The 19,860-nt window shown below is 50.0% G+C and carries 17 protein-coding genes; 8 read left to right on the top strand and 9 right to left on the bottom strand.

What is annotated here, in order from left to right:
* The first annotated feature begins 421 nt into the window (after window positions 1-421).
* The 3 genes from P2H89_RS02245 to P2H89_RS02255 are packed head-to-tail and all read left to right on the top strand — an operon-like array spanning window position 422 to window position 2,464.
* Entirely contained in the window at window positions 422-973 is a 552-nt protein-coding gene (locus P2H89_RS02245; RefSeq protein WP_275824859.1) for a sigma-70 family RNA polymerase sigma factor, read from the top strand.
* Between the two features lie 35 nt (window positions 974-1,008).
* On the top strand, window positions 1,009-2,028 hold the full coding sequence (locus P2H89_RS02250) for a hypothetical protein (RefSeq protein WP_275824860.1): 1,020 nt from the start codon (window positions 1,009-1,011) through the stop codon (window positions 2,026-2,028).
* Between the two features lie 13 nt (window positions 2,029-2,041).
* On the top strand, window positions 2,042-2,464 hold the full coding sequence (locus P2H89_RS02255) for a hypothetical protein (protein WP_275824861.1): 423 nt from the start codon (window positions 2,042-2,044) through the stop codon (window positions 2,462-2,464).
* Between the two features lie 222 nt (window positions 2,465-2,686).
* Here P2H89_RS02255 and uvrC read toward each other — a convergent pair whose 3' ends face one another.
* The 5 genes from uvrC to gpmI form a co-directional block, all read right to left on the bottom strand.
* Window positions 2,687-4,519 carry an excinuclease ABC subunit UvrC gene (uvrC, locus tag P2H89_RS02260; RefSeq protein ID WP_275824862.1) on the bottom strand — a complete coding sequence of 611 codons (1,833 nt, stop codon included), beginning with the start codon at window positions 4,517-4,519 and terminating at the stop codon, window positions 2,687-2,689.
* 183 nt (window positions 4,520-4,702) lie between these two features.
* Window positions 4,703-5,314, bottom strand: coding sequence for a hypothetical protein (locus P2H89_RS02265; RefSeq protein ID WP_275824863.1), 612 nt, complete (start codon window positions 5,312-5,314; stop codon window positions 4,703-4,705).
* Window positions 5,315-5,392: 78 nt separating this feature from the next.
* The gene (locus tag P2H89_RS02270) at window positions 5,393-6,892 is read right to left on the bottom strand and encodes an outer membrane beta-barrel protein (RefSeq protein WP_275824864.1); all 1,500 of its coding nucleotides are present in this window, start codon (window positions 6,890-6,892) and stop codon (window positions 5,393-5,395) included.
* Window positions 6,893-6,966: 74 nt separating this feature from the next.
* Window positions 6,967-7,548 (bottom strand): sigma-70 family RNA polymerase sigma factor, encoded by a 582-nt coding sequence (locus P2H89_RS02275; protein WP_275824865.1) that lies wholly within the window; start codon window positions 7,546-7,548, stop codon window positions 6,967-6,969.
* Between the two features lie 450 nt (window positions 7,549-7,998).
* Entirely contained in the window at window positions 7,999-9,525 is a 1,527-nt protein-coding gene (gene gpmI / locus P2H89_RS02280) for a 2,3-bisphosphoglycerate-independent phosphoglycerate mutase (protein WP_275824866.1), read from the bottom strand.
* Window positions 9,526-9,660: 135 nt separating this feature from the next.
* Between gpmI and P2H89_RS02285 the strand changes: the two genes are divergently transcribed.
* The 3 genes from P2H89_RS02285 (at window position 9,661) to P2H89_RS02295 (ending at window position 11,420) form a co-directional block, all read left to right on the top strand.
* On the top strand, window positions 9,661-10,056 hold the full coding sequence (locus tag P2H89_RS02285) for a DUF4783 domain-containing protein (RefSeq protein WP_275824867.1): 396 nt from the start codon (window positions 9,661-9,663) through the stop codon (window positions 10,054-10,056).
* A 72-nt stretch (window positions 10,057-10,128) separates the two neighbouring features.
* Window positions 10,129-10,983 (top strand): carboxylating nicotinate-nucleotide diphosphorylase, encoded by an 855-nt coding sequence (nadC, locus tag P2H89_RS02290; RefSeq protein ID WP_275824868.1) that lies wholly within the window; start codon window positions 10,129-10,131, stop codon window positions 10,981-10,983.
* Between the two features lie 92 nt (window positions 10,984-11,075).
* The gene (locus tag P2H89_RS02295) at window positions 11,076-11,420 is read left to right on the top strand and encodes a translation initiation factor (protein ID WP_275824869.1); all 345 of its coding nucleotides are present in this window, start codon (window positions 11,076-11,078) and stop codon (window positions 11,418-11,420) included.
* 240 nt (window positions 11,421-11,660) lie between these two features.
* Here P2H89_RS02295 and P2H89_RS02300 read toward each other — a convergent pair whose 3' ends face one another.
* Together P2H89_RS02300 and P2H89_RS02305 are read right to left on the bottom strand one after the other, a co-directional pair.
* Window positions 11,661-12,098, bottom strand: a complete 438-nt coding sequence (locus tag P2H89_RS02300) for a (4Fe-4S)-binding protein (protein WP_275824870.1) — start codon at window positions 12,096-12,098, stop codon at window positions 11,661-11,663.
* A gap of 135 nt (window positions 12,099-12,233) precedes the next feature.
* Window positions 12,234-13,685: an NADP-dependent isocitrate dehydrogenase gene (locus P2H89_RS02305; RefSeq protein ID WP_275824871.1), complete on the bottom strand. Its 1,452-nt coding sequence runs from the start codon at window positions 13,683-13,685 to the stop codon at window positions 12,234-12,236.
* Window positions 13,686-13,840: 155 nt separating this feature from the next.
* On the opposite strand from P2H89_RS02305, the gene apaG reads away from it, so the two are divergent.
* Window positions 13,841-14,227, top strand: a complete 387-nt coding sequence (gene apaG, locus P2H89_RS02310; RefSeq protein ID WP_167286308.1) for a Co2+/Mg2+ efflux protein ApaG — start codon at window positions 13,841-13,843, stop codon at window positions 14,225-14,227.
* A 265-nt stretch (window positions 14,228-14,492) separates the two neighbouring features.
* Here the strand turns inward: apaG and P2H89_RS02315 are convergent, their stop codons facing one another.
* Both P2H89_RS02315 and P2H89_RS02320 read right to left on the bottom strand, forming a co-directional pair.
* Window positions 14,493-16,544 (bottom strand): oligopeptide transporter, OPT family, encoded by a 2,052-nt coding sequence (locus P2H89_RS02315; protein ID WP_275824872.1) that lies wholly within the window; start codon window positions 16,542-16,544, stop codon window positions 14,493-14,495.
* Window positions 16,545-16,619: 75 nt separating this feature from the next.
* The gene (locus tag P2H89_RS02320) at window positions 16,620-18,335 is read right to left on the bottom strand and encodes a peptide MFS transporter (protein ID WP_275824873.1); all 1,716 of its coding nucleotides are present in this window, start codon (window positions 18,333-18,335) and stop codon (window positions 16,620-16,622) included.
* A 197-nt stretch (window positions 18,336-18,532) separates the two neighbouring features.
* On the opposite strand from P2H89_RS02320, the gene purD reads away from it, so the two are divergent.
* A complete protein-coding gene (gene purD, locus P2H89_RS02325) occupies window positions 18,533-19,813 on the top strand; it encodes a phosphoribosylamine--glycine ligase (protein WP_275824874.1) in 1,281 nt (426 codons plus the stop codon).
* The last annotated feature ends 47 nt before the right edge of the window (window positions 19,814-19,860 follow it).

Consider the following 19,860-nt stretch of genomic DNA (forward strand, 5'->3'; position numbering starts at 1 on the left):
CTCTTAATTGTTTGTCTGTGTTCATTTCAGCTAAATATTTCTAAACGCCCGTGTCGAGCGGCTTTTAGCCGATGCATGAAAAGCGTTTAATGAGCAGTTCTTCTAACGGCAGCCATGCTGTAAGCAAAAAAGAAGCCAAAGGATCAGGATGCGAAAGCGGCGCAATACTTACAACAACAACCGATGCCGCCGCTTGTTGTACGCTATTTTATCATGCAGCTTAAAGTCGGTAGGCCACTTGCCGAAACCTGCTCCCCGGGCGGGTTTTGCACGAGGCAGCAAACTGGCTGCATCAGGCAAACCACTACCAACCCCATCCGTTTTTAAATGCAAATACTTTCTTAAAGTCATGATTCGTTTTAAACCAAATAGGCTAATTTTATTCGAATCGACATTACTAACCAACCATAAATGCTAACCTATGGCGGTTACCACGCAAGACAGTGAGCTGCTGGTCCAATTCCGTGACCCTGCAACCAAGGAAAGTGCTTATACATCCATCATCCGGAAATACCAGGAAAAACTATACTGGCATGTGCGCCGTATGGTAGTCGATCATGAAGATGCAAACGACGTTTTGCAGAACGTGTTCATCAGGGTTTGGAACGCACTGGAGAATTTCCGGGAAGATGCTCAGCTATACACCTGGCTCTACCGTATCGCTACCAACGAAAGCCTTACTTTTTTAGAGCAACAGAAAAAGCGGGCAGCGGTGCCCCTGGGAGATGTAGAAAGCGGGCTCGAGAACAAGATCAAGGCCGACAAAGATTTCGATGCTTCCAAACTCGAGTGGAAGCTTCAGCTGGCAATTCAGCAATTGCCTGAAAAGCAGCGTATTGTATTCACTTTGCGATACTACGACGAAATGCCTTACGAGGAGATGTCCAGGGTGTTGGAAACTTCTGAGGGAGCACTGAAAGCTTCCTATCACCACGCGGTGAAAAAAATAGAAGATTATATCCTGAATCATTAAACCTCCGTTAACAAAAAAGGTCTCATATATAGTTCATGGAGCACAGTGTCAACATATTAAACGAATTAGAGGCGATCAGTCCCGCAGTAGCCCGGGTGGGGCGGGTAATGCCTTACACAGTTCCGGATGGCTATTTTTCCGGTCTGCCAGAGGCGGTTATGCGCAGGATCAGGGTAGGTGAAGAGGTTTTGCCTGCTGTTTTGCGAGCGGCCGGCACCAATCCCTACACGGTTCCTGCCGGTTACTTCGAATTTTTCCCTGCGCAGGTGTTGCAAGTGCTTGCAGCGGGGGCAGCCTCCACCAGAGCCGGTGCGCAGCAGGATACAGACTCGACGTTGCCTGCGGCCGTTGGTGCCAATCCCTATACTGTTCCCACTGGCTATTTCGATCAGCTGGCCGATACGATACTGCGGCGGGCGAAAGCATCGGATGCTTCCCTGAGCGCAGCGGAAGAGTTGTCGGAACTGTCGCCTTTGCTAAGCGGCCTTGGTAAGAAGATGCCTTTTGAAACCCCTGCCGGCTATTTCGACGGACTGACGGAGAATGTTGTTTCGGGCGCCAAAGCCATCGATTTTGTAAATGAAGAATTAGAGAACCTGCCCGCTTTATTGGCCGGTTTGAAAGATAAGCAGGTGTATGAAGTGCCTGCCGGTTATTTTGAGCAGTTACCGGATCAGGTACTCGCCAGGGTGAAAACTTCGGCAAAGCCTGCCAAAGTGATATCTTTCGGTACAGGTAAAAGGATCATGCATTATGCAGCTGCCGCGGTAGTGGCCGGCCTGGTCGCCTTCGGGGCCTGGTGGTTTACGGGCCCTTCCGGCAACCGGCAGGAAGAGCAGATGGCTAAAAAGGTCAACAAGATCCCCGAAGAAGAATTACAAAGCTATATCGACAACCAATCGGTAGCGATGCCTTCTTCCGACCTGCTGGCCACCAACAACCGGCCCGATCTGGATGCGGGCGATATGAGCGATCTGTTGCAGAATGTGTCGGATGAAGAGATCCAGAAATACCTTGACCAAAACCTGGTTATTCAACAAACTGCCACGAACTAATCTATTTACGATCATGAAGCAATTATTATTAATAGTGTCCCTTTTCTTTACCCTCGGCGCCAGTGTCATTGCGCAGGATGGGGATGATGAAAAAAAGAATCCCGGCGGGCGGGTGGAGGCGCTGAAGATCGCTTACATTACCCAAAAGCTGAACCTCTCGCCAGACGAGGCCCAGAAGTTCTGGCCGATCTACAACAAGTATGCGGCCGAGATCCGCAAGGTAAAGGTGGATGGACGCCTCAACAAGGAAAACGAGATCGATATTGAAGAAAAGCTCCTGACCATCCGAAAGAAGTACAATACGGAATTTGCCAAAGCAATATCGCCCGAAAAGGTAAATGCGTTCTTCAAAGCCGAGAAGGATTTTGGTACTGTTCTGCAGAAAGAATTGATGGAACGCCGACAGCAAAGGCAGGAGAAGAAGAACAGTCAATAAACACAGTCTCACACTTAGGTGTTTTTCATAGGTTAGCACGGCCGGCTCTATTCAGGGCAGGCCTTTTTGCGGGAAAGGCAGGCAGCGGCTCAAACTGGCTGTTGCCGACTGGTGATACAGTAACCTTCACCGTTCCTCAACTTCGACGCCAGGTACAGGCGATCGGGCTAACCCTGGCCTGAAATCCTGCACCAGCTAAATGCGCGATGCTGGCGTTCCCGTTTACTCCGCTTGCGGCTCCGCCTCTAGTCCCGTTTCGGAAAAATGCTGTCTTATCAACTTAGCTTTTGAAGCGCCTACCGATTTCGACAGTTCCTCTTCCGGGAGATCTTTGATGCGTTTTACCGACTTGAATTCTTTCAGCAGCTGATCGGCTGTGTTTTTACCAATCCCTTTGATCTGCTCCAGTTCATTCTTAAAGGTACCCTTGCTACGCTTTTGCCGGTGAAAGGTGATGCCGAAGCGGTGTACCTCATCGCGTATGCGGCGTATCAGTTTAAGGCTTTCACTATTATAAGGTAGCTTGATCGATTCCTGGTCGCCGGGAAAAAAGATCTCCTCTTCATTCTTAGCCAGGCCCACTATTGTCATGGTTCCCTGCAAGCCCAGTTCCTCAATGCTGTCGAGGGCAGCGCCCAATTGTCCTTTACCACCGTCAATGATGACCAGTTGGGGGAAGGGCTGGTTTTCGTCGCGCAGGCGTTTATAGCGGCGGAACACAACTTCCTTCATGGTTGCAAAGTCATTGATGCCCTTCACCGTCTTTACATTGTAATGGCGGTAATCCTTTTTGCTGGGCACTCCATCCTTAAAACAAACCATGGCCGATACAGGATAGCTTCCCTGGAAGTTCGAGTTATCGAAACACTCGATATGCAGAGGCGCCAGCGGCAACTGCAGGTCTTCCTGCAGCTGATACAATATTTCTTTGCGTTCGGAATCGTCCTTGCCTTCGAGCTTGAGTATCTTCCGGCGCTTCAGTTCCTCCTTGAAATAGTTCACATTCTTTTCCGACAGCTCGAGCAGCTTCTTTTTATCGCCCCCTTTGGGGATCGTCATCAATACATTGGCCTCGGTATATTCCACTTCGAAGGGCACCACGATTTCCATCGCTACGCTGTTGAAAGTGGTGCGCAGCTGGGCGATCGCAAAGGATAGCACTTCTTCATCCGGCTCGTCGAGATGGGTTTCGAGCTGCGAAGTATGGGTTTGTACAATAGTGCCGTTCTCCACCATCAGGTAGTTTACGTAAGCCTGGTCGCCCTCGCGCAACAGGGAAAACACATCCACATTGATGAGGCGGTTGGTGGTAATGATGGATTTGGCCTGGTATTGCTCCAGGTGTTCGAGTTTCTTTCGCATGATCTCCGCCTTTTCAAAGGCGAGTTCGGCTGCTGCGGCTTTCATCTCTTCCTTGAAATGGGCGATCACCGGCGACAGGTTGCCTTTCAGGATGTCCCGTATCTGCTGCAGGCCATCGCGGTAATCGGCGGCGGTTTGCAGGCCTTCGCAGGGGCCTTTGCAATTGCCGAGGTGATACTCGAGGCAAACCTTGAATTTCTTCTTTTGAATATTGTTATCGGTCAGGTTGAGCTTACAGGTACGCAGGGGAATATTGTTGCGTATAAAGGCCAGCAGTTCCCGCACACGGCCCACCGAGGTAAATGGCCCCAGGTACTCCGATCCATCGGCAATGACGTTGCGGGTAAGAAAGATCCGGGGAAAGGGTTCCTTCTTGATGACGATATAGGGATAGGTCTTATCGTCTTTGAGGTTGATGTTGAACCGTGGCTGGAATTGCTTGATAAGCGAGTTTTCCAGCAAAAAGGCATCCTGTTCTGAGTCAACTATGGTAAACTCGATGTGGTGGATGCGTTGCACCAGCTCGTGGGTCTTGTACGATGTAAAGGTCTTGACGAAATAGGAACTTACCCTTTTGCGGAGGCTTTTGGCTTTGCCTACATACAAGAGGGTGTTCTGGTTGTCGTAGTATTTATAGATGCCGGGATTGACCGGTATGGTATGTGCTATATTTTGAAACTCCTGTGCCGTCATATCTTGTCTTCACCCACGGGGGTAGGGTGCAATTTACGAATCCGGCGGGATGCGGCAAGGTCGCCCGCCGAAACAGGAAAAACGGGATTACTGCAGGGCAGTGCTGGAAAAATTAGCGGATTTTGGGAATGGTACCGTTACCCGGTAGATCGGAAGGTCGCTAATCGCCGGATCGGCAGGCTTTTAATCGTTGAATCGTTCAGGATCCCAGATCAGCTTTTCGAATTGTGTATAGGCTGTGCCGCCCGGCAGCTGACGAATGGTAACGATGTAAAAGTACTGACCGGTTTTCCAGGTAAGCTTTTGAAGCATGATGGTGTCGCCCTGCTTCCAGTCGCGCTCGATATATAACCGGCTCACCTGGTCGCCCATGGGGGAGGGGGTGATATAAGCTACTACGTTGCGTACCTCGCTGGTAGCGTATTTCGGCGTGTAGATGAACTGCAGTTGATTGGTGCTTTCGTCAAAAAAGGAGCTTTCCGTATAGTTGTTCTGCAACGTGGCGGCTTCCAGGTCGGGCAGCAGGAAGGCCGCTGCAGCCTTGTGAAAGGCGGCTGGTTTTATGAACGCGGAGTCTTTTTTAATGCCGAGGGCAGCTTTGCGTAAGATGCCGCCGGCAAAAGAATCGACCCGGGTAATGTCCTGCCGGATGAGGTCCTGGATAGGTAGAAACACCACCGCGGAGTCTTTGGTAGCGGTAGAATCGGTACCGACGCTTTCGCTTGACGGCCGACCGGCTTTGTTCTTACAGGAGGTAGCAAGTGCGATCAATAGGATTACCGGCAATAACTTCATGACAGGGAAGATAGATAATAAATTAAAAAGCTGCTGTTGGTATTAACGGCAGCTTTTGATCATAATTGTGTGAACACGTTAGCGGATAGTCTTGGTCACGCCTATCTTGATACCGTATTCCATCAGGTATTCGCGAATGGGGTATTTGTCAACATAGCTCGAGAACAGCTGGTAGCGGAACTGAGGGCCTACCTGCCATTTCAGATCGCCCGATTTGTAGGCGAGGTAGATCTCTGCGCCTGTATTGACGTTCCACCTTCTCACGAGTGAAGGTTCTTTGGTGTAGTTCTTATAGTCGGTAGTGATCAGGTAAGTTTGGCGATTGATCAGGAAAGTGGGCTGCACGGTACCAGCCACGCCGATCTGCAGTTTGCCGGCGCCAAGCACCCGGTATTCAAATCCTACAGGCAGCGACACTTGAAAATACTGATTCTGGATGTTTTCCGAAACATCGCCTCCGAAGTTGCGGATGCGGGTATAATTGGTCAGCGAATCGTAGGTAAAACCATTCGAACTGCTGTTGAGGGCGATGGTGGCTACATCCGAAGCGTAAGAGCCATAGGCCTGAATGGAGTAGCGGGAATAGTTGAATTGAGCACCGGCCCGTACCTGCAGGTTTTTGTTGAGCGCATACAGGAAATGGGAACCCAGTTCGAACCCGAGGGCTGGTTTGTGGTTCACCAGCTTATTGGGATCGCCGGCTACATTTTGGGCGATGGGAACGTTCTTGATATCCGCCGGCATGGAAGCATCGTTGCTTTCCAGCTTGCGGTAATTCATAGTGGGCGCAAACGACAACTGCCAGCTCAGGCGCTTAAGTTTAGGAACGGAGAGGTTATAAACGGCATACTGTTGCAGCCAGTTGATCCTTTGCTGGTCTTCTTCCAGTCCGGCATCGGCCGGTGCGGCTTTAGTGGCCTGTTGGGCGGCTGTTTCTGATTCGGGTGGCGAAACGGGATACTGCTCGCCAAAAAGCAGTTGACGATTATTTTCGAGCGGTGAGCTGATGTCTGTTTGCTGTCCGTTCTGGCCGGTAAGCCGGTCGGCCAGCAGTGAGCGACCGGGTTTGTTCTTAAGACCGGGCTGATTGGTGGTCGATTCGTTGTCGGCCGACGCGGCACTACTGCCGGAAGCCGGGTCGATATTGGCCATGCTCACGAGCGGAATGATGATCCGGGTGGGTTCGGCGTCGTAATTATCTGGATTGGCAACAAAGGAACGGGGCGTACTGGCAGGGTTGTTGCGTACATTCTTTTCGGCAACCTGGCCCAGGAATGGCACCACGACAGCTTGCTTTTTGGTATTATCCTTTTGTTGATCTTTTGATAAGTTGGTAGCCGTAGTGCTTTCGTTGACGGCTATTTTTTTGCCTGCTGGTGAAGGGGTGATCAATTGATCGATGGCATAGTAACTGATACCGGAAATAAAGAGGACGAAACCGAGCCAGTACCATTTTTTGCGGGTATGCAATGAGCGGTTGATGCCCTTCCACACATGATCGGAAGGATACATTTTGTATTGATCAGCCTTCAGCTTTATCAAGTCTTCAAACTCATCATTGTAGAAACCGCGTTCCATAATCATTGGTTATTGTACGGGTATGTGTCTTTCAAAGGATTAGTTTCATAGTAACAATCAAGTGCAACAAATTATCACTGTCCCGCGGTCATTCCAAGCCAGCTGATCTTCTCTTTGGGTTTCTGAATGATTTTCTTTTTTACCAGAATATCTTCGAGCATTTGCCTTGCCCTGGTATATTGGGAGCGGCTGGTGCTTTCTTCAATGTCGAGCATTTCGGCGATCTCTTTGTGCGAATAGCCTTCTACAGCATAAAGGTTCAACACTGTCCGGTACCCAATAGGCAGCATGCGAATGCATTCAACGATCTGCTTGGCCTGTACGATCGATGGTACGGATTCTTCCCGTACCTGGATCGTCGTTGCGTGGATAATATCCACGCTTTCATTAAACTTCTTATTTTTCTTCAAATGGTTGATGCAGGTATGAACGATGATGCGGCGAATCCACCCTTCAAAGGCTCCTTTATTCTGGAAGGTGTGTATTTGTGAAAATACTTTTATAAAACCTTCCTGCAACATATCCTCTGCATCTTCCCGGTTGTGGGCAAACCGATAACAAACAGACAGCATTTTGGGACTATACCGTTGGTACAATTCCCGTTGGGCAGTTGTATTGTTTTGTAAACAGCCTTGTAAAATGGCTTCTTCGGTCATATAAACCGTTTGGTTGCCCTGTAATTTAGACAATTTCCCGCAGTAAAAGCTGCGCGCCAATTAAAATTAATGATGCCGAAATTGCCGTGATCCAACCGGCTGGATAGGTTGGCCGCTTTGGCTAACGGACCGGCGGGCGCGCAGTGGCAACCTGGTTACAGGCGGCTGTGCACGCTCAACCCGGCCTCAAGGTTGTGTGAGGCATGTGTCAACCATGTGTCAAAGGGGGTGTTCACCAATGAAAGACACAAGTTTGGTACATGGTTGACACATGGTTTGCGAAATGTTGAATGAGGGAATGGCAGGGAGGCTCGCGATATAAGTGGCTGAAATAGAAAGAAGTGAGGGTTTGCCGGGCGCAGCGCGGGCGAAGATGAGGTGCATTTGGTAAAAATGCAAAACAAAGGGCCGGCTGCTATAGCCGGCCCCGTATGATCTTTCAAAACTTTCTTATCCGATCAGCACTTCTCCGGTCATTTCGGCCGGAATAGGCAGGCCCATTTTCGTGAGGATGGTAGGAGCCAGGTCGCCCAGCTTTCCGGGCTTTACGGTCCCTTTCCAGTCCTTGTCGATCACGAACAGCGGCACCAGGTTGAGGGAATGCGCCGTGTTGGGCGTTCCGTCGCCATTGATCATGAAGTCTGCGTTGCCATGATCGGCCGTGAGGAATACCGTATAACCATGCCCCAGAGCAGCGGTTACCACGCGCTCCACGCATTTGTCCACCGTTTCAACCGCTTTTACGACCGCTTCGAATACGCCGGTATGGCCCACCATATCGGCGTTGGCGTAGTTGAGGCAAATGAAATCAACGCTTTCCTTTTCGATCTCCGGCACGATGGCGTCCGTAAGTTCGATAGCGCTCATTTCAGGTTGCAGGTCGTAAGTAGCCACTTTGGGGGATGGTACCATGATACGGCGCTCTCCATCAAAAGGCACTTCGCGGCCACCGCTGAAGAAGAAAGATACGTGCGGATACTTTTCGGTTTCGGCAATGCGTATCTGCGTTTTGCCGTTTTGCGCGAGGATCTCTCCCAGTGTATTGTTGAGGTTGTCGTTCTCGAAAACTATATGGACATCCTTGAAAGTCTTGTCATAATCGGTCATGGTGGTATAATGCAGCTTCAGCTTCTTCATACCATGATCGGGCATATCGGTTTGGGTAAGTACCTGCGTGATCTCGCGGCAACGGTCGGTGCGGAAATTGAAGCAGATAGCGGCATCGCCTTCTTTGATGCTGGCCAGCGGCTGCTGATCGGCTCCGATGATCACGGTAGGTTTAATGAATTCGTCGGTGATGTTGTGGGCGTAAGCCTGCTCCACTGCAGCGATGCCATCGGTAGCTTTTTCACCATTGCCGTTCACCAGGGCATCGTAGGCGAGTTGAACCCTTTCCCAGCGTTTGTCGCGGTCCATCGCGTAATACCGGCCACTTACGGTGGCGATCTTGCCGGTGGTCTTGTTGAGGTGTTCCTGCAGGTCTTTCAGGAAACCAAGGCCGCTTTTGGGGTCGGTATCGCGACCATCGGTGAAAGCGTGAATGTACACTTCCTTCAATCCCTTTTTAGCCGCCAGCGAAACGATCGCTTTCAGGTGCAGGGTATGTGAGTGAACGCCACCGTCGCTTACGAGGCCCAGCAGGTGCAAAGGTTTCTTGTTGTCGAGGGCATATTGAATGGCGCCCAGCATTTCGGGGTTTTGGTCGAAAGAGCCGTCGCGCACCGCTACATTGATGCGCTGGAGTTCCTGGTACACGATCCGGCCGGCGCCGAGGTTCAGGTGGCCAACCTCACTGTTTCCCATCTGGCCATCGGGTAAACCAACGGCTTCTCCGCAGGTTACCAGGGTGGTATTTGGGTATTTTGCATAGAGGGAACTGACGAAGGGTACGCGGGCGTTCTGGATAGCGTCGGCTGATTTCACCTGGCCGAGGCCCCAGCCGTCCATAATAACTAAAATTGCTTTGCTGCTTGCCATATAACGATATGATTATGTTAGATTTGTCAAAAAGCCGGGTGGCAAAGGTAAGTAATACACAGGGATTAGTATTTTTTCACCGTAGACTTACTTTGGCATGGATTTGGCGATTTTTGAGACAGAAAATATGCACTTATGATTAAACAACTGAGGCTGGCGACAATAGTCATGTCACTATTCCTGGTCTCATTCACTTCGTACTACTATTCAATTGATGATGTTGTCACAGCGATGCGCACCGGCAACGCCAACCAATTGTCCAGGTATTTCGACAGCAGAGTGGACATATCCCTGCCCGGCAAAAGCGATAATTACAGTAAAAGTCAGGCCGAAATGATCCTGAAAGACTTCTTCGCCAGTAACAAGGTCAAGAACTTTCAGATCAAACACCGCGGGGAAAATAAAGACGGTTCATTGTTTTGCGTAGGCACTTTGCAAACCAGCAATGGCAACTACCGTACGAAATTCTTTATGAAGCAGAAGGGCGAGCAACAGGTAGTACAGGAAATGGGCTTCGAACAAGTTGAATAAATTCTTTTATCCCTGAAAACACACTGAGACCTATAGCCAACGCTATGGGTCTTTTTATTTTATCTTTGCCGCATGCTAACTTTCGAAGAGCAACTGGATATACTGATCAAAGCTGCACTGGCAGAGGATATAGGCGACGGAGACCATTCTACCTTAAGTTCGATACCCGCCGATACCCAGGGAAAAGCGGTACTCAAGATCAAGCAAGACGGCATCCTGGCCGGCATGCAGGTAGCCGAAGCGGTATTCCGTTTCAAGGAGCCTTCGGTAAAGTTCTCTCCCTTCAAAAAAGATGGCGACCCGATGAAGGCTGGTGAGATCGCCTTCGAAGTGGAAGCTTCGGTACATACCATTTTGCAATGCGAGCGCGTGGTGTTGAATTGCATGCAACGGATGAGCGGCATAGCCACCCTTACGCATGCTTATAGCGATATCATCAAAGGTTATCGCACCAAAGTGCTCGATACCCGTAAAACGACGCCCAATTTCAGGTTGCTGGAAAAGGAAGCCGTACGCATCGGCGGCGGGCATAATCACCGGATGGGTTTGTATGATATGATCATGCTGAAGGACAACCATATCGATTATAGCGGCGGACTGGAAAAGGCTATCGACCGTGCCTGGACCTACGTACAGGAAACCAACCCGGCCTTGAAGATCGAGGTGGAAACCCGCAGCCTTGATGAGGTGAAAAGAGTAGTAGCGTTTGGAAAGGTGGATCGTATCATGCTCGACAATTTTACACCCGAACAATTGAGCGAAGCATTGACACTGATCGGCGGCAACATGGAAACGGAGGCAAGCGGTGGTATCAACTTCGACAATATCGAGGCCTATGCTAAAACCGGGGTCGATTACGTTAGTGTGGGGGCATTGATCCACCAGGCGAAGAGCCTCGACCTGAGTTTGAAAGCAGTGATCAAATAAACGGGATTGCCGCCCGGGCCTTACACCTAAAAGCAAGTGCTAATCCAGGTGGATGACCAGCAGATGCAGCATCAACCTGAAAATTCATAATCATGAGCAAGAAGAACAAGCCAGACAATAACGGGTTTGTATTCAGTACCGACCCTAACTTTCGTTTTGAAGAAGAAGAGCGGGAGCAACAGGCAACCCTGCGACCTGCCCAGCAGCCGTTGAAAGTGAGGTTAGACACCAGGAACCGCGGTGGAAAAGCCGTAACGCTGGTACAGGAGTTTAAAGGTACTGATGAAGACCTGGAAGTGCTCGGCAAAAAGATCAAGAACTTCTGCGGCACCGGTGGTGCTGTGAAGGATGGCGAGGTGATCATCCAGGGCGATCAACGCGACAAAGTGATGCAGTTCCTGCAGAAGAACGGATACACCAAGGCGCGTAAGATTTAACCGAATATGTTTGAGAGCTTCTGGGGAATGTTGCTGCTAGTGCTGGCGTCCGCATTCCTTTTAATACCTTTTGGAGTTGCGGCGATCTACTTTTACCTGTCGCTTCGACAGGTGCTTATCGGTTCTAAAGAAAACAACTCCTGGAAATTAAAGGGCGGTATAATGCCCCTGATCATATCAACGATCGTCCTCGGCATCATCACTTTTCTGTGGCTGTATATGTGGGTGCTTTGACCCTGCTTAGCCTACGAAGTTGATCTCCTTGTGCCGGCCATCGCAATAGGGCTTGTTGTTCGATGAACCGCAGCGGCACAGAGCTACTTTCCCTTTCTTCACTTCTTCGCGCCCATCGGCATATTGAATAATACACTCGGTATTGATGAGGTAAGGCCCATTGGCACTTACTGCTACCTTCACAATATTGGCTGCCTCGGCTACCGGTTCATCAGCGGCTTCGGGCGCATTGTTCATGTAGTAGCTTAACGCGCCGCTGGGACAGTGCCGCACCTGCTCGATGATCCGCTCGGTCGAGGCGCCCTGAATATTTACCCAGGGACGTTTAGTAGGGTTAAATACTTCTGATAGGTTTTTCCAGCACAGTTTGGAGTGAATGCATTGACTGGGTTTCCATACCACCGTCACTTCCTCATTCGTGTATTTGCGGGTTTCGTCTGCCATATGATTCTAAGTTACGAAGAATGGAAAGCAATCGCGTCAACTGTTTAAGTAAGCAAGTAGTCCACACGGCAACCGTGTGGACTACTTAATATTTCGGTACCGGCCCTTGTACAGTGGGCTGGTGTGTAATGATCCTTATTGACCTTGCGCGAGGCTATAGGCTTTCTTGTCACCCCACATGTTCAGCAACTCGGAAGAGCAGATCTTGAAGTTGCCGCTCAGGCTCACATAGAGACCGAGGATATCCTGCTGGTTGAGCGGTTCGCCATCGAGCGACTCGAAGCGAACGTTGTACACGTTCACCAGGTTGGTATATACTGAACCTGTAGGCCATACCTGTGTACCACGGTTGCTGATGTTCACAAGCTTGAACTTTACGCCGGCATGTCGCTGACATTTGGTAGCGATCGACTGCGGTTGTTCGTTGCTTTCGATGAACATGTCAACACCTACGATGTTTTCCTGAACCGTTTCTTTGGATTCCATCATGGCATTCTCCTTCAGTTTGAAAGGAGTGGGTGTGCCAGGTTGATTGGGGACTACTTCTTTGGGATTGTGTGCAGGCTTCTTACCGAAGTTGCTGATGATCGCCTCAGAAAACTGCGTGGTGTTGGCAGAAGTGGTTGCCTTGTTGCCAAAGTCGCCGGTATGCACACCGCTTTCGAGCGTGTAGAGCAGGGCGTTCTCGATCACTGCAGCATTCTCGGTAAGGCCGAGGTGGCGCAGCATGGAGATACCACTCAGCAAAAGGGCAGTGGGGTTGGCGATATTCTTTCCGGCAATATCGGGAGCGGTACCGTGTACAGCTTCGAAGATGGAGATGTGATCACCTACGTTGGCCGAAGGTGCAAATCCAAGACCGCCTACGAGACCGGCGCAAAGATCGGATACGATATCGCCCTGCAGGTTGGTGAGCACTACCACATCGAATGTATCAGGACGGGTAACGAGCTTCATACAAAGGTCGTCAACAATGATATCATCGGCTTTCAGTTCGGGATATTCTTTGGCAACTTCGTAGAAGCATTCGAGGAAGAGACCATCGGTGAGCTTCATGATGTTGGCCTTGTGACCGCAGGTAATGCGGCTTGCTTTTTTCTGCTTGGCCATTTCGAACGCGTAGCGGATCACCTGTAAGCTACCGGGCTTGGTGATGAAGCGTCGGCTGAGGGCTACGTCGTGGGTGAGCATGTGTTCGATACCACCGTAGGTATCTTCAATATTTTCGCGTACTACCGTGATGTCGATAGGAATGCCTGCTTTGGAAAAGACAGTGTCTACACCGTGCAGGGTTTGGAACACACGTTTGTTGGCGAAAGTGTTCCAGGTTTTACGGGCTGTTACGTTTACACTTTTTACACCTTTACCCTTTGGCGTTTCCATGGGCCCTTTGAAGAGCATGCCCAGCGACTCGATCGAGTTTTGCGCCTCGGGTGTCATACCATTTGAGAAACCCTTATCGAATACCCATTTACCCATTTCAACGACTTCGTATTCGAGGGGAACCTTGTTGGCTGAGAAGATCTTCAGAACTGCGTCCATGATTTCCGGTCCTATACCATCTCCTTTAGCAACTGCTATTTTCATAAGTGAAATATTTAATGTAAGTGGGTAATTTTTCAGGAAAAACGCTGAAAGGCGGGGCAAAATTAGCATCTACCGTCTATAAATACCATTAAATCTTTTCTAATACTACACCCGGCCTTTATTTTTGTTTACCTTTAAACGGGCAAACTGATAGTATGGTATCTAAGATATCCGAAGGCATTGAGATTAGTGTAGAGACGTTCTACCAGCCGGATTACTCCAATCCGGTATCGGGTGAATATATGTTTGCCTACCGCATTACCATTGAGAATCATAACAATTTCCCCGTAAAACTACACCGCCGGCATTGGTACATTGTAGACAGCAATGGCAGCAACCGTGAGGTGGAAGGTGAAGGTGTGGTGGGTGTTCAGCCATCCCTGCAGCCGGGCGAGCGGTACCAGTATGTAAGCGGCTGCAACCTCCGCAGCGAAATGGGTAAAATGTATGGCACTTACCTCATGGAAAACCTCCACAGCAAATCGACGTTCGACGTCAACATTCCCGTGTTCGAGATGATCGTTCCGTTTAAGATGAACTAAGTCGTGCTACAAAAAATGTAGACGGTTTTGCGTAATGGCAACCGGATGGGGCCGCGTGTGTACTGTACGTATGTATTGCAGCAGCCCCGGGTTGCGTGCCAGGTGTTTGCGACCGTGATTGAAGTGTGCGTAGTTGGGTGATGAATCGCGTAAAGGAATAAACTGTCCCTCCGAAGCTGACGGCTGACGTTACATAAAGAAAGCCACGGATAAATCCGTGGCTTTCTTATCAGATTCTTATCAGTGATGCCTTGCGGCTATTTACTTATACTTTCTCCGGTTTGTTCTGTTGCATACCTACCCGGTAAAGGATGAAGCCCAACAGGGCGAAGAACAAGACGCCGAGGAGGTAGTATCCGGTTATGCCGAAGTTCTCGCTTAGTCCATGCTCCATACTGATCTTTGCCAGTCCTGCTCTTATTTTGCCATTAGCACTCAGGAATGCAACGATCACACCGGCCAATGCACCACCGGCAACCAGGCCAGTGGCAAAGAGATTTCCTTTACGAAGATCTTCCTCTTCTTCTGATACATGGTCTTTCTTCTTCTTATGTCTCCAGTCTACAATACCCCTGATAGCGCCACCGATGAAGATAGGCAGGGTAGTAGCGAGCGGCAGGTAAATTCCTATAGCAAAGGAAAGCGCTTTGATCCCGCAAAGCTCCATCATGATGGCAATCGCCACGCCTACGAGCACGAACTGCCAGTCGAGGTTGTACGACAGGATACCCTTAATGAGGGTAGCCATTAAAGTACCCTGGGGTGCAGGGAGGGTGTCGGTTCCAATGGCGTGATGGATACCTTGTGCAACCATTTCAGGAGTAGGCATGTCGAGTACCTTTACGGTCAGGCCAATGGCTACAGACGAAACGATAGCGCCTATAAAAAGAGAGAGCTGCTGGTATTTAGGGGTAGCACCTACGAGAAATCCTGTTTTCAGATCCTGTGAAGTGGCACCCGCATTGGCGGCGGCAATACAAATAAGTCCACCCACTACAAGGGCCATGGGTTCATATACTTTACCGGTCCAACCCACTGCGATGAACACGAGACAGGTACCCATGAGGGTGGCGATTGTCATGCCGCTGATGGGGTTATTGGAGGAGCCGATCAAACCCACGATGCGAGATGATACTGTTACGAAGAAAGCGCCAAATATCACCACGAGTATGCCGATCACCAGTTTGCTGCCGAATCCGGTTCCCGGTAGTTGGGGCAGAATTGAAATAAGAAGGATCATTAACACACTGCCTATACCCACCACTTTCATCGATAGATCACGGTCGGTACGTTCCACTGTCTCTGCAGCTGAACCACCTTTTAGTGAACCAAGGCTGCCTTTAAAGGATGAAATGATCGTTGGGATCGTTTTAATCAAAGTAATAAATCCACCAGCAGCTACAGCGCCGGCACCGACCTGGCGCACGTAAGCGCGGTACAAGGCTGTAGGGAGGTCGGCAAATGTATGGGTGGCAGGATCCCAGCCGCCGGGGCCACCTGCTGCGGTAATAGATCCAAGGTAGCCTAGTTTTACGAGTTGCGCGGCGACCACATCACCCGGAACCAAGGTTGCCAGGAAAGGTATAAATACATACCAGCACAACACGCTACCAGCTACGAGTACTCCGCCGATCTTGGGGCCAACGATATAACCTACACCAAGGTATTCGGGGGTGATCTCGGCACTTGTACGGGCTGCAGGAAAAAATTTATGAGTAGCCTTGGTGATAAACGTGGGTGTCTCTGCGATCAGGTGCAGTATCTTTTGCAGGAAGGCATACACGAATGCCACACCCAAACCGAGGAAAGCTGTTTTAGCAAAATCACCGCCTTTCTCGCCTGCCTTTAATACCGATGCACAGGCCGTACCCTCTGGATAGGGCAGGGTTTCATGCTCCTTTACGATCAGTGGCTTCCGCAAAGGGATCATCATCAGCGTACCAAGTATGCCTCCGAAGATCGCGAGGATGAGGATGGTGAAATAATTGAAATAATCGGCACTGCTCTTTTCACTCAGGAAAAGGAAACCGGGCAGTGTGAATACCACGCCGGCAGCAATACTTTCTCCCGCGCTGCCCGTGGTTTGGATGATGTTGTTTTCAAGGATGGTGGTTCGCAGGAACAAACGGCTGAGCGTAATGGCCATTACCGCGATAGGTATGGAGGCCGATACTGTAAGCCCTGCTTTCAATGCCAGGTACACAGTGGCTGCACCAAAAATAATTCCGAATGCCGAACCAACGAGAACCGACTTTACCGTGAACTCGGCCATATTGGTTTCGGGTGACACAAACGGCTGAAACTTCTTTTCCGCCATAACAAGCTGTTTAAATTAAATCATGTAGTTTTTGTATAAGAAAAAGGCCCACGCAGAAGCGTGAGCCCGTATCAGCTATTTGACAGTACCCATGCGTTTTTCCATCCATCCCGAGAGCAGGAACAGGAGTATGGAAGCAGCACCGCTGAGCACTACGAATACCATGAAAAAGTCGTACAGGTTGTTGATCGTATACCCTGCAAAATGAGTGGGGCCCTTGCTGGGCAACAGGGCGCCGAGCTTGCCGCCAAATTTATTGGCTACAGCATTCGAGAGGAACCATACGCCCATGAGGATGGAGGTAAACCGGGCAGGAGCCAGGCGGTTTACCAGCGATAAGCCGATGGGAGACAAACACAGTTCACCAACCGTGTGCATGAAATACATGGCCAGCAACCAGATCATGCTGGCAGCATCGGTACGGTCCTTGACACCATACGCGATGAGCAGGTAACCACCCGCGAGGAACATCAAACCAATGGCCTGTTTCTTGGGCGAAGAAGGTTCTACGCTTTTCTTACCCAGCCATGACCACAGCTGAGACAGGAAGGGCGCCACCAGGATCAGCCACATGGAGTTGACACTATTGAACCAGCTGGAAGGAATTTCTTTGAGTTCGTACCGTGTTCCCTGGATATAATAGTAAATGGCAATGACGAGCGCTCCGATACCGAGTGTCGCGAATACCCTTTTCAGTTCAGTAGGTATTTCCATGATCCTTTGCAGGAAGAGGTAGAGGATGCCGGCTACTGCAAGAATGGCGAGTATAACATTGCCCAGGGCGGTATTGAGTTGAAAGGCGCGATCGGTATTGCGTTCGGCAAAGAGCGTGAGCGATGAACCCGCCTGCTCGAAGGCCGACCAGAAGAAGACCACGAAGAAAGCCGACAGGAAGATCACCATCACCCGGCCCCTTTCGGTGGGCGTCAGTGAACGATCGGAAATAATGAGACCCGCTACACCGATGGCTACGCCAAAGATGAAGGAGCCGATCCAATCAAAATCCAACACATATTTGAAGCCGAGGATACAAGCCAGGGTGATCACCCCCCAGGTGGCCACGTGCTTGAGTGACGTTGCGGTCGTTTCCGAAGCTGAAGGATCTTTGGTGGCATTATTGGGCAGTATACCCAGGCCCTGACCAGTAGGACTTACTACGTATTTGTTCTTGAGCCAGATAAAGGCAAAGGTGCCTACCAGCATGGCCACACCGGCTGAGGCAAAGCCCCATTTGAAGGCTTCTTTAACAGCCTGGCCATTGGCATCGTATTGGTTACCCAATCCACCGCAAACGAGCGGACCGATAAAGGCTCCCAGGTTGATACCCATGTAGAAGACGGTATAGGCGGCATCCAGCCTCCTGTCGCCTTCGGGGTACAGCTGACCCACCAGGGTAGAGATATTGGGCTTGAACAGGCCAAATCCCAGCATCATGAATACCAATGCCACCCACATGATGGTATGTGCCAGCGGAATATTTTCGTAAGAAGAAGCACTGAAAAACATCAGGAATTGTCCGACCGCCATTAAAAAGCCGCCGGTAATAACAGAGCGGCGGTTGCCCCAGAGCCTGTCGGCCACATAGCCACCCAGCAGGGTAGTCAGGTACACCAGGCCGGTGTAGCTGCCATACACGCCATCGTTGGCATATTCATCGCTCATCATCAAAACGTTGACAACGTAGAGCACAAGGAGGGCGCGGTTGCCATAGTAACTGAAACGTTCCCACATTTCAGTGAAGAACAGTACGAATAGACCTTTTGGGTGTTTGCCGCTTACAGGCTGCGTCATATATAAGTGGGGGTTGATTTAAAAAAATCAATGTAGGGATAAGATCAAACCGGGTGGGCAACCTGTAAGGGATGACCAAACCCTTAGCGGCGTAAAATAGCGATAAATTCTATTCCCGAACCCTAATCATCAATTAAAATTCGCCAATACGTCTTAATCACCGAAATTCGCACCCGTTAAAATGTACCATGCACACTATGAATATTCTACTCCTTGGCTCCGGCGGCCGTGAACATGCATTGGCCTGGAAACTGACGCAAAGCCCCCACTGTCAACAGTTATACATTGCTCCGGGTAATGCAGGCACTGCATTGTGCGGCACCAATATTAACATGTCTGTTACTGATTTTGACACAATTAAACAATTTGTGTTAGACAAAGCGATCGGCATGGTGATAGTCGGTCCCGAGGAGCCGTTAGTAAAAGGTATTGTAGATGTATTCCGCAAGGATGCGTCGCTGCAACACGTTGCGATCATAGGCCCTGCGCAATATGGTGCGCAACTGGAAGGCAGCAAGGCCTTTGCGAAGAAGTTCATGATGCGCCATAATATCCCTACTGCGCAATACCGTGAGTTCGACGCTTCCAATTATGAAGAAGGTATTCCTTATCTGCAACAACATGCGCTGCCCATCGTGCTCAAAGCCGACGGACTAGCCGCTGGAAAAGGCGTACTGATCTGCCAATCGCATGTTGAAGCCATTGCCGAGTTTGAGCTGATGTTGCAGCAAAGCAAGTTTGGCGACGCCAGCAAAAAGGTGGTGGTAGAAGAATTCCTCGATGGTATTGAAATGAGTGTATTTGTGGTTACGGACGGCAAAAATTATGTGTTGCTGCCCGAAGCCAAAGATTATAAACGTATCGGTGAAGGTGATTCCGGTCTCAATACCGGTGGCATGGGTGCGGTGAGTCCCGTACCTTTTGCAGATGATGTATTCATGAAGAAGGTGATCGATAGGGTGGTGGAGCCTACCGTAAAAGGTCTTGAAAAAGAAAATATCGACTATAAGGGTTTTGTATTTGTGGGCCTGATCAAAGTGGGTGATGAACCATTGGTGATCGAATACAACTGCCGCATGGGTGATCCGGAAACGGAAGTGGTCATGCCGCGGTTGAAAACCGACCTGGTAGAGCTGATGCTCGCTACTGCGAACGGTACGCTGGATAAAATTACCATCGAACAGGATGCGCGGGTGGCCTGCACAGTAATGGCGGTAAGTGGTGGTTATCCCGGATCTTATGAAAAAGGATTTGCCATCAGCGGCCTCGATAGTCCCGTTGATGCCGATAGCCTGGTGTTTCATGCAGGCACTACTACCAAAGATGGTGAAGTAGTGACCAACGGCGGCCGGGTACTGTGCGTTACCTCCTACGATGAATCTATTACCGGCGCTGTCTACAAATCGAAACAGGTATTGAAGCAGATTGGCTACGATGGCATGTATTATCGCAAGGATATCGGATACGAATTTGAGTAGCCATGTGCGCGCTCAACAGCACAGCGTAAGTGACTTTTGTTTCAACA

Source organism: Paraflavitalea sp. CAU 1676 (genome assembly GCF_029223285.1).
GTDB lineage: Bacteria > Bacteroidota > Bacteroidia > Chitinophagales > Chitinophagaceae > Paraflavitalea.

Excerpts from the sequence above, each read along its gene's own strand:
- P2H89_RS02265 (WP_275824863.1), bottom strand. The coding sequence starts at position 5,314 with ATGAAGTTATTGCCGGTAATCCTATTGATCGCACTTGCTACCTCCTGT.
- P2H89_RS02305 (WP_275824871.1), bottom strand. The coding sequence starts at position 13,685 with ATGAAAATAGCAGTTGCTAAAGGAGATGGTATAGGACCGGAAATCATG.
- P2H89_RS02250 (WP_275824860.1), top strand. The coding sequence starts at position 1,009 with ATGGAGCACAGTGTCAACATATTAAACGAATTAGAGGCGATCAGTCCC.
- P2H89_RS02275 (WP_275824865.1), bottom strand. The coding sequence starts at position 7,548 with ATGACCGAAGAAGCCATTTTACAAGGCTGTTTACAAAACAATACAACT.
- P2H89_RS02285 (WP_275824867.1), top strand. The coding sequence starts at position 9,661 with ATGATTAAACAACTGAGGCTGGCGACAATAGTCATGTCACTATTCCTG.
- P2H89_RS02270 (WP_275824864.1), bottom strand. The coding sequence starts at position 6,892 with ATGGAACGCGGTTTCTACAATGATGAGTTTGAAGACTTGATAAAGCTG.
- gpmI (WP_275824866.1), bottom strand. The coding sequence starts at position 9,525 with ATGGCAAGCAGCAAAGCAATTTTAGTTATTATGGACGGCTGGGGCCTC.
- nadC (WP_275824868.1), top strand. The coding sequence starts at position 10,129 with ATGCTAACTTTCGAAGAGCAACTGGATATACTGATCAAAGCTGCACTG.
- purD (WP_275824874.1), top strand. The coding sequence starts at position 18,533 with ATGAATATTCTACTCCTTGGCTCCGGCGGCCGTGAACATGCATTGGCC.
- P2H89_RS02320 (WP_275824873.1), bottom strand. The coding sequence starts at position 18,335 with ATGACGCAGCCTGTAAGCGGCAAACACCCAAAAGGTCTATTCGTACTG.
- P2H89_RS02295 (WP_275824869.1), top strand. The coding sequence starts at position 11,076 with ATGAGCAAGAAGAACAAGCCAGACAATAACGGGTTTGTATTCAGTACC.
- P2H89_RS02300 (WP_275824870.1), bottom strand. The coding sequence starts at position 12,098 with ATGGCAGACGAAACCCGCAAATACACGAATGAGGAAGTGACGGTGGTA.
- apaG (WP_167286308.1), top strand. The coding sequence starts at position 13,841 with ATGGTATCTAAGATATCCGAAGGCATTGAGATTAGTGTAGAGACGTTC.
- P2H89_RS02255 (WP_275824861.1), top strand. The coding sequence starts at position 2,042 with ATGAAGCAATTATTATTAATAGTGTCCCTTTTCTTTACCCTCGGCGCC.
- P2H89_RS02245 (WP_275824859.1), top strand. The coding sequence starts at position 422 with ATGGCGGTTACCACGCAAGACAGTGAGCTGCTGGTCCAATTCCGTGAC.
- uvrC (WP_275824862.1), bottom strand. The coding sequence starts at position 4,519 with ATGACGGCACAGGAGTTTCAAAATATAGCACATACCATACCGGTCAAT.
- P2H89_RS02315 (WP_275824872.1), bottom strand. The coding sequence starts at position 16,544 with ATGGCGGAAAAGAAGTTTCAGCCGTTTGTGTCACCCGAAACCAATATG.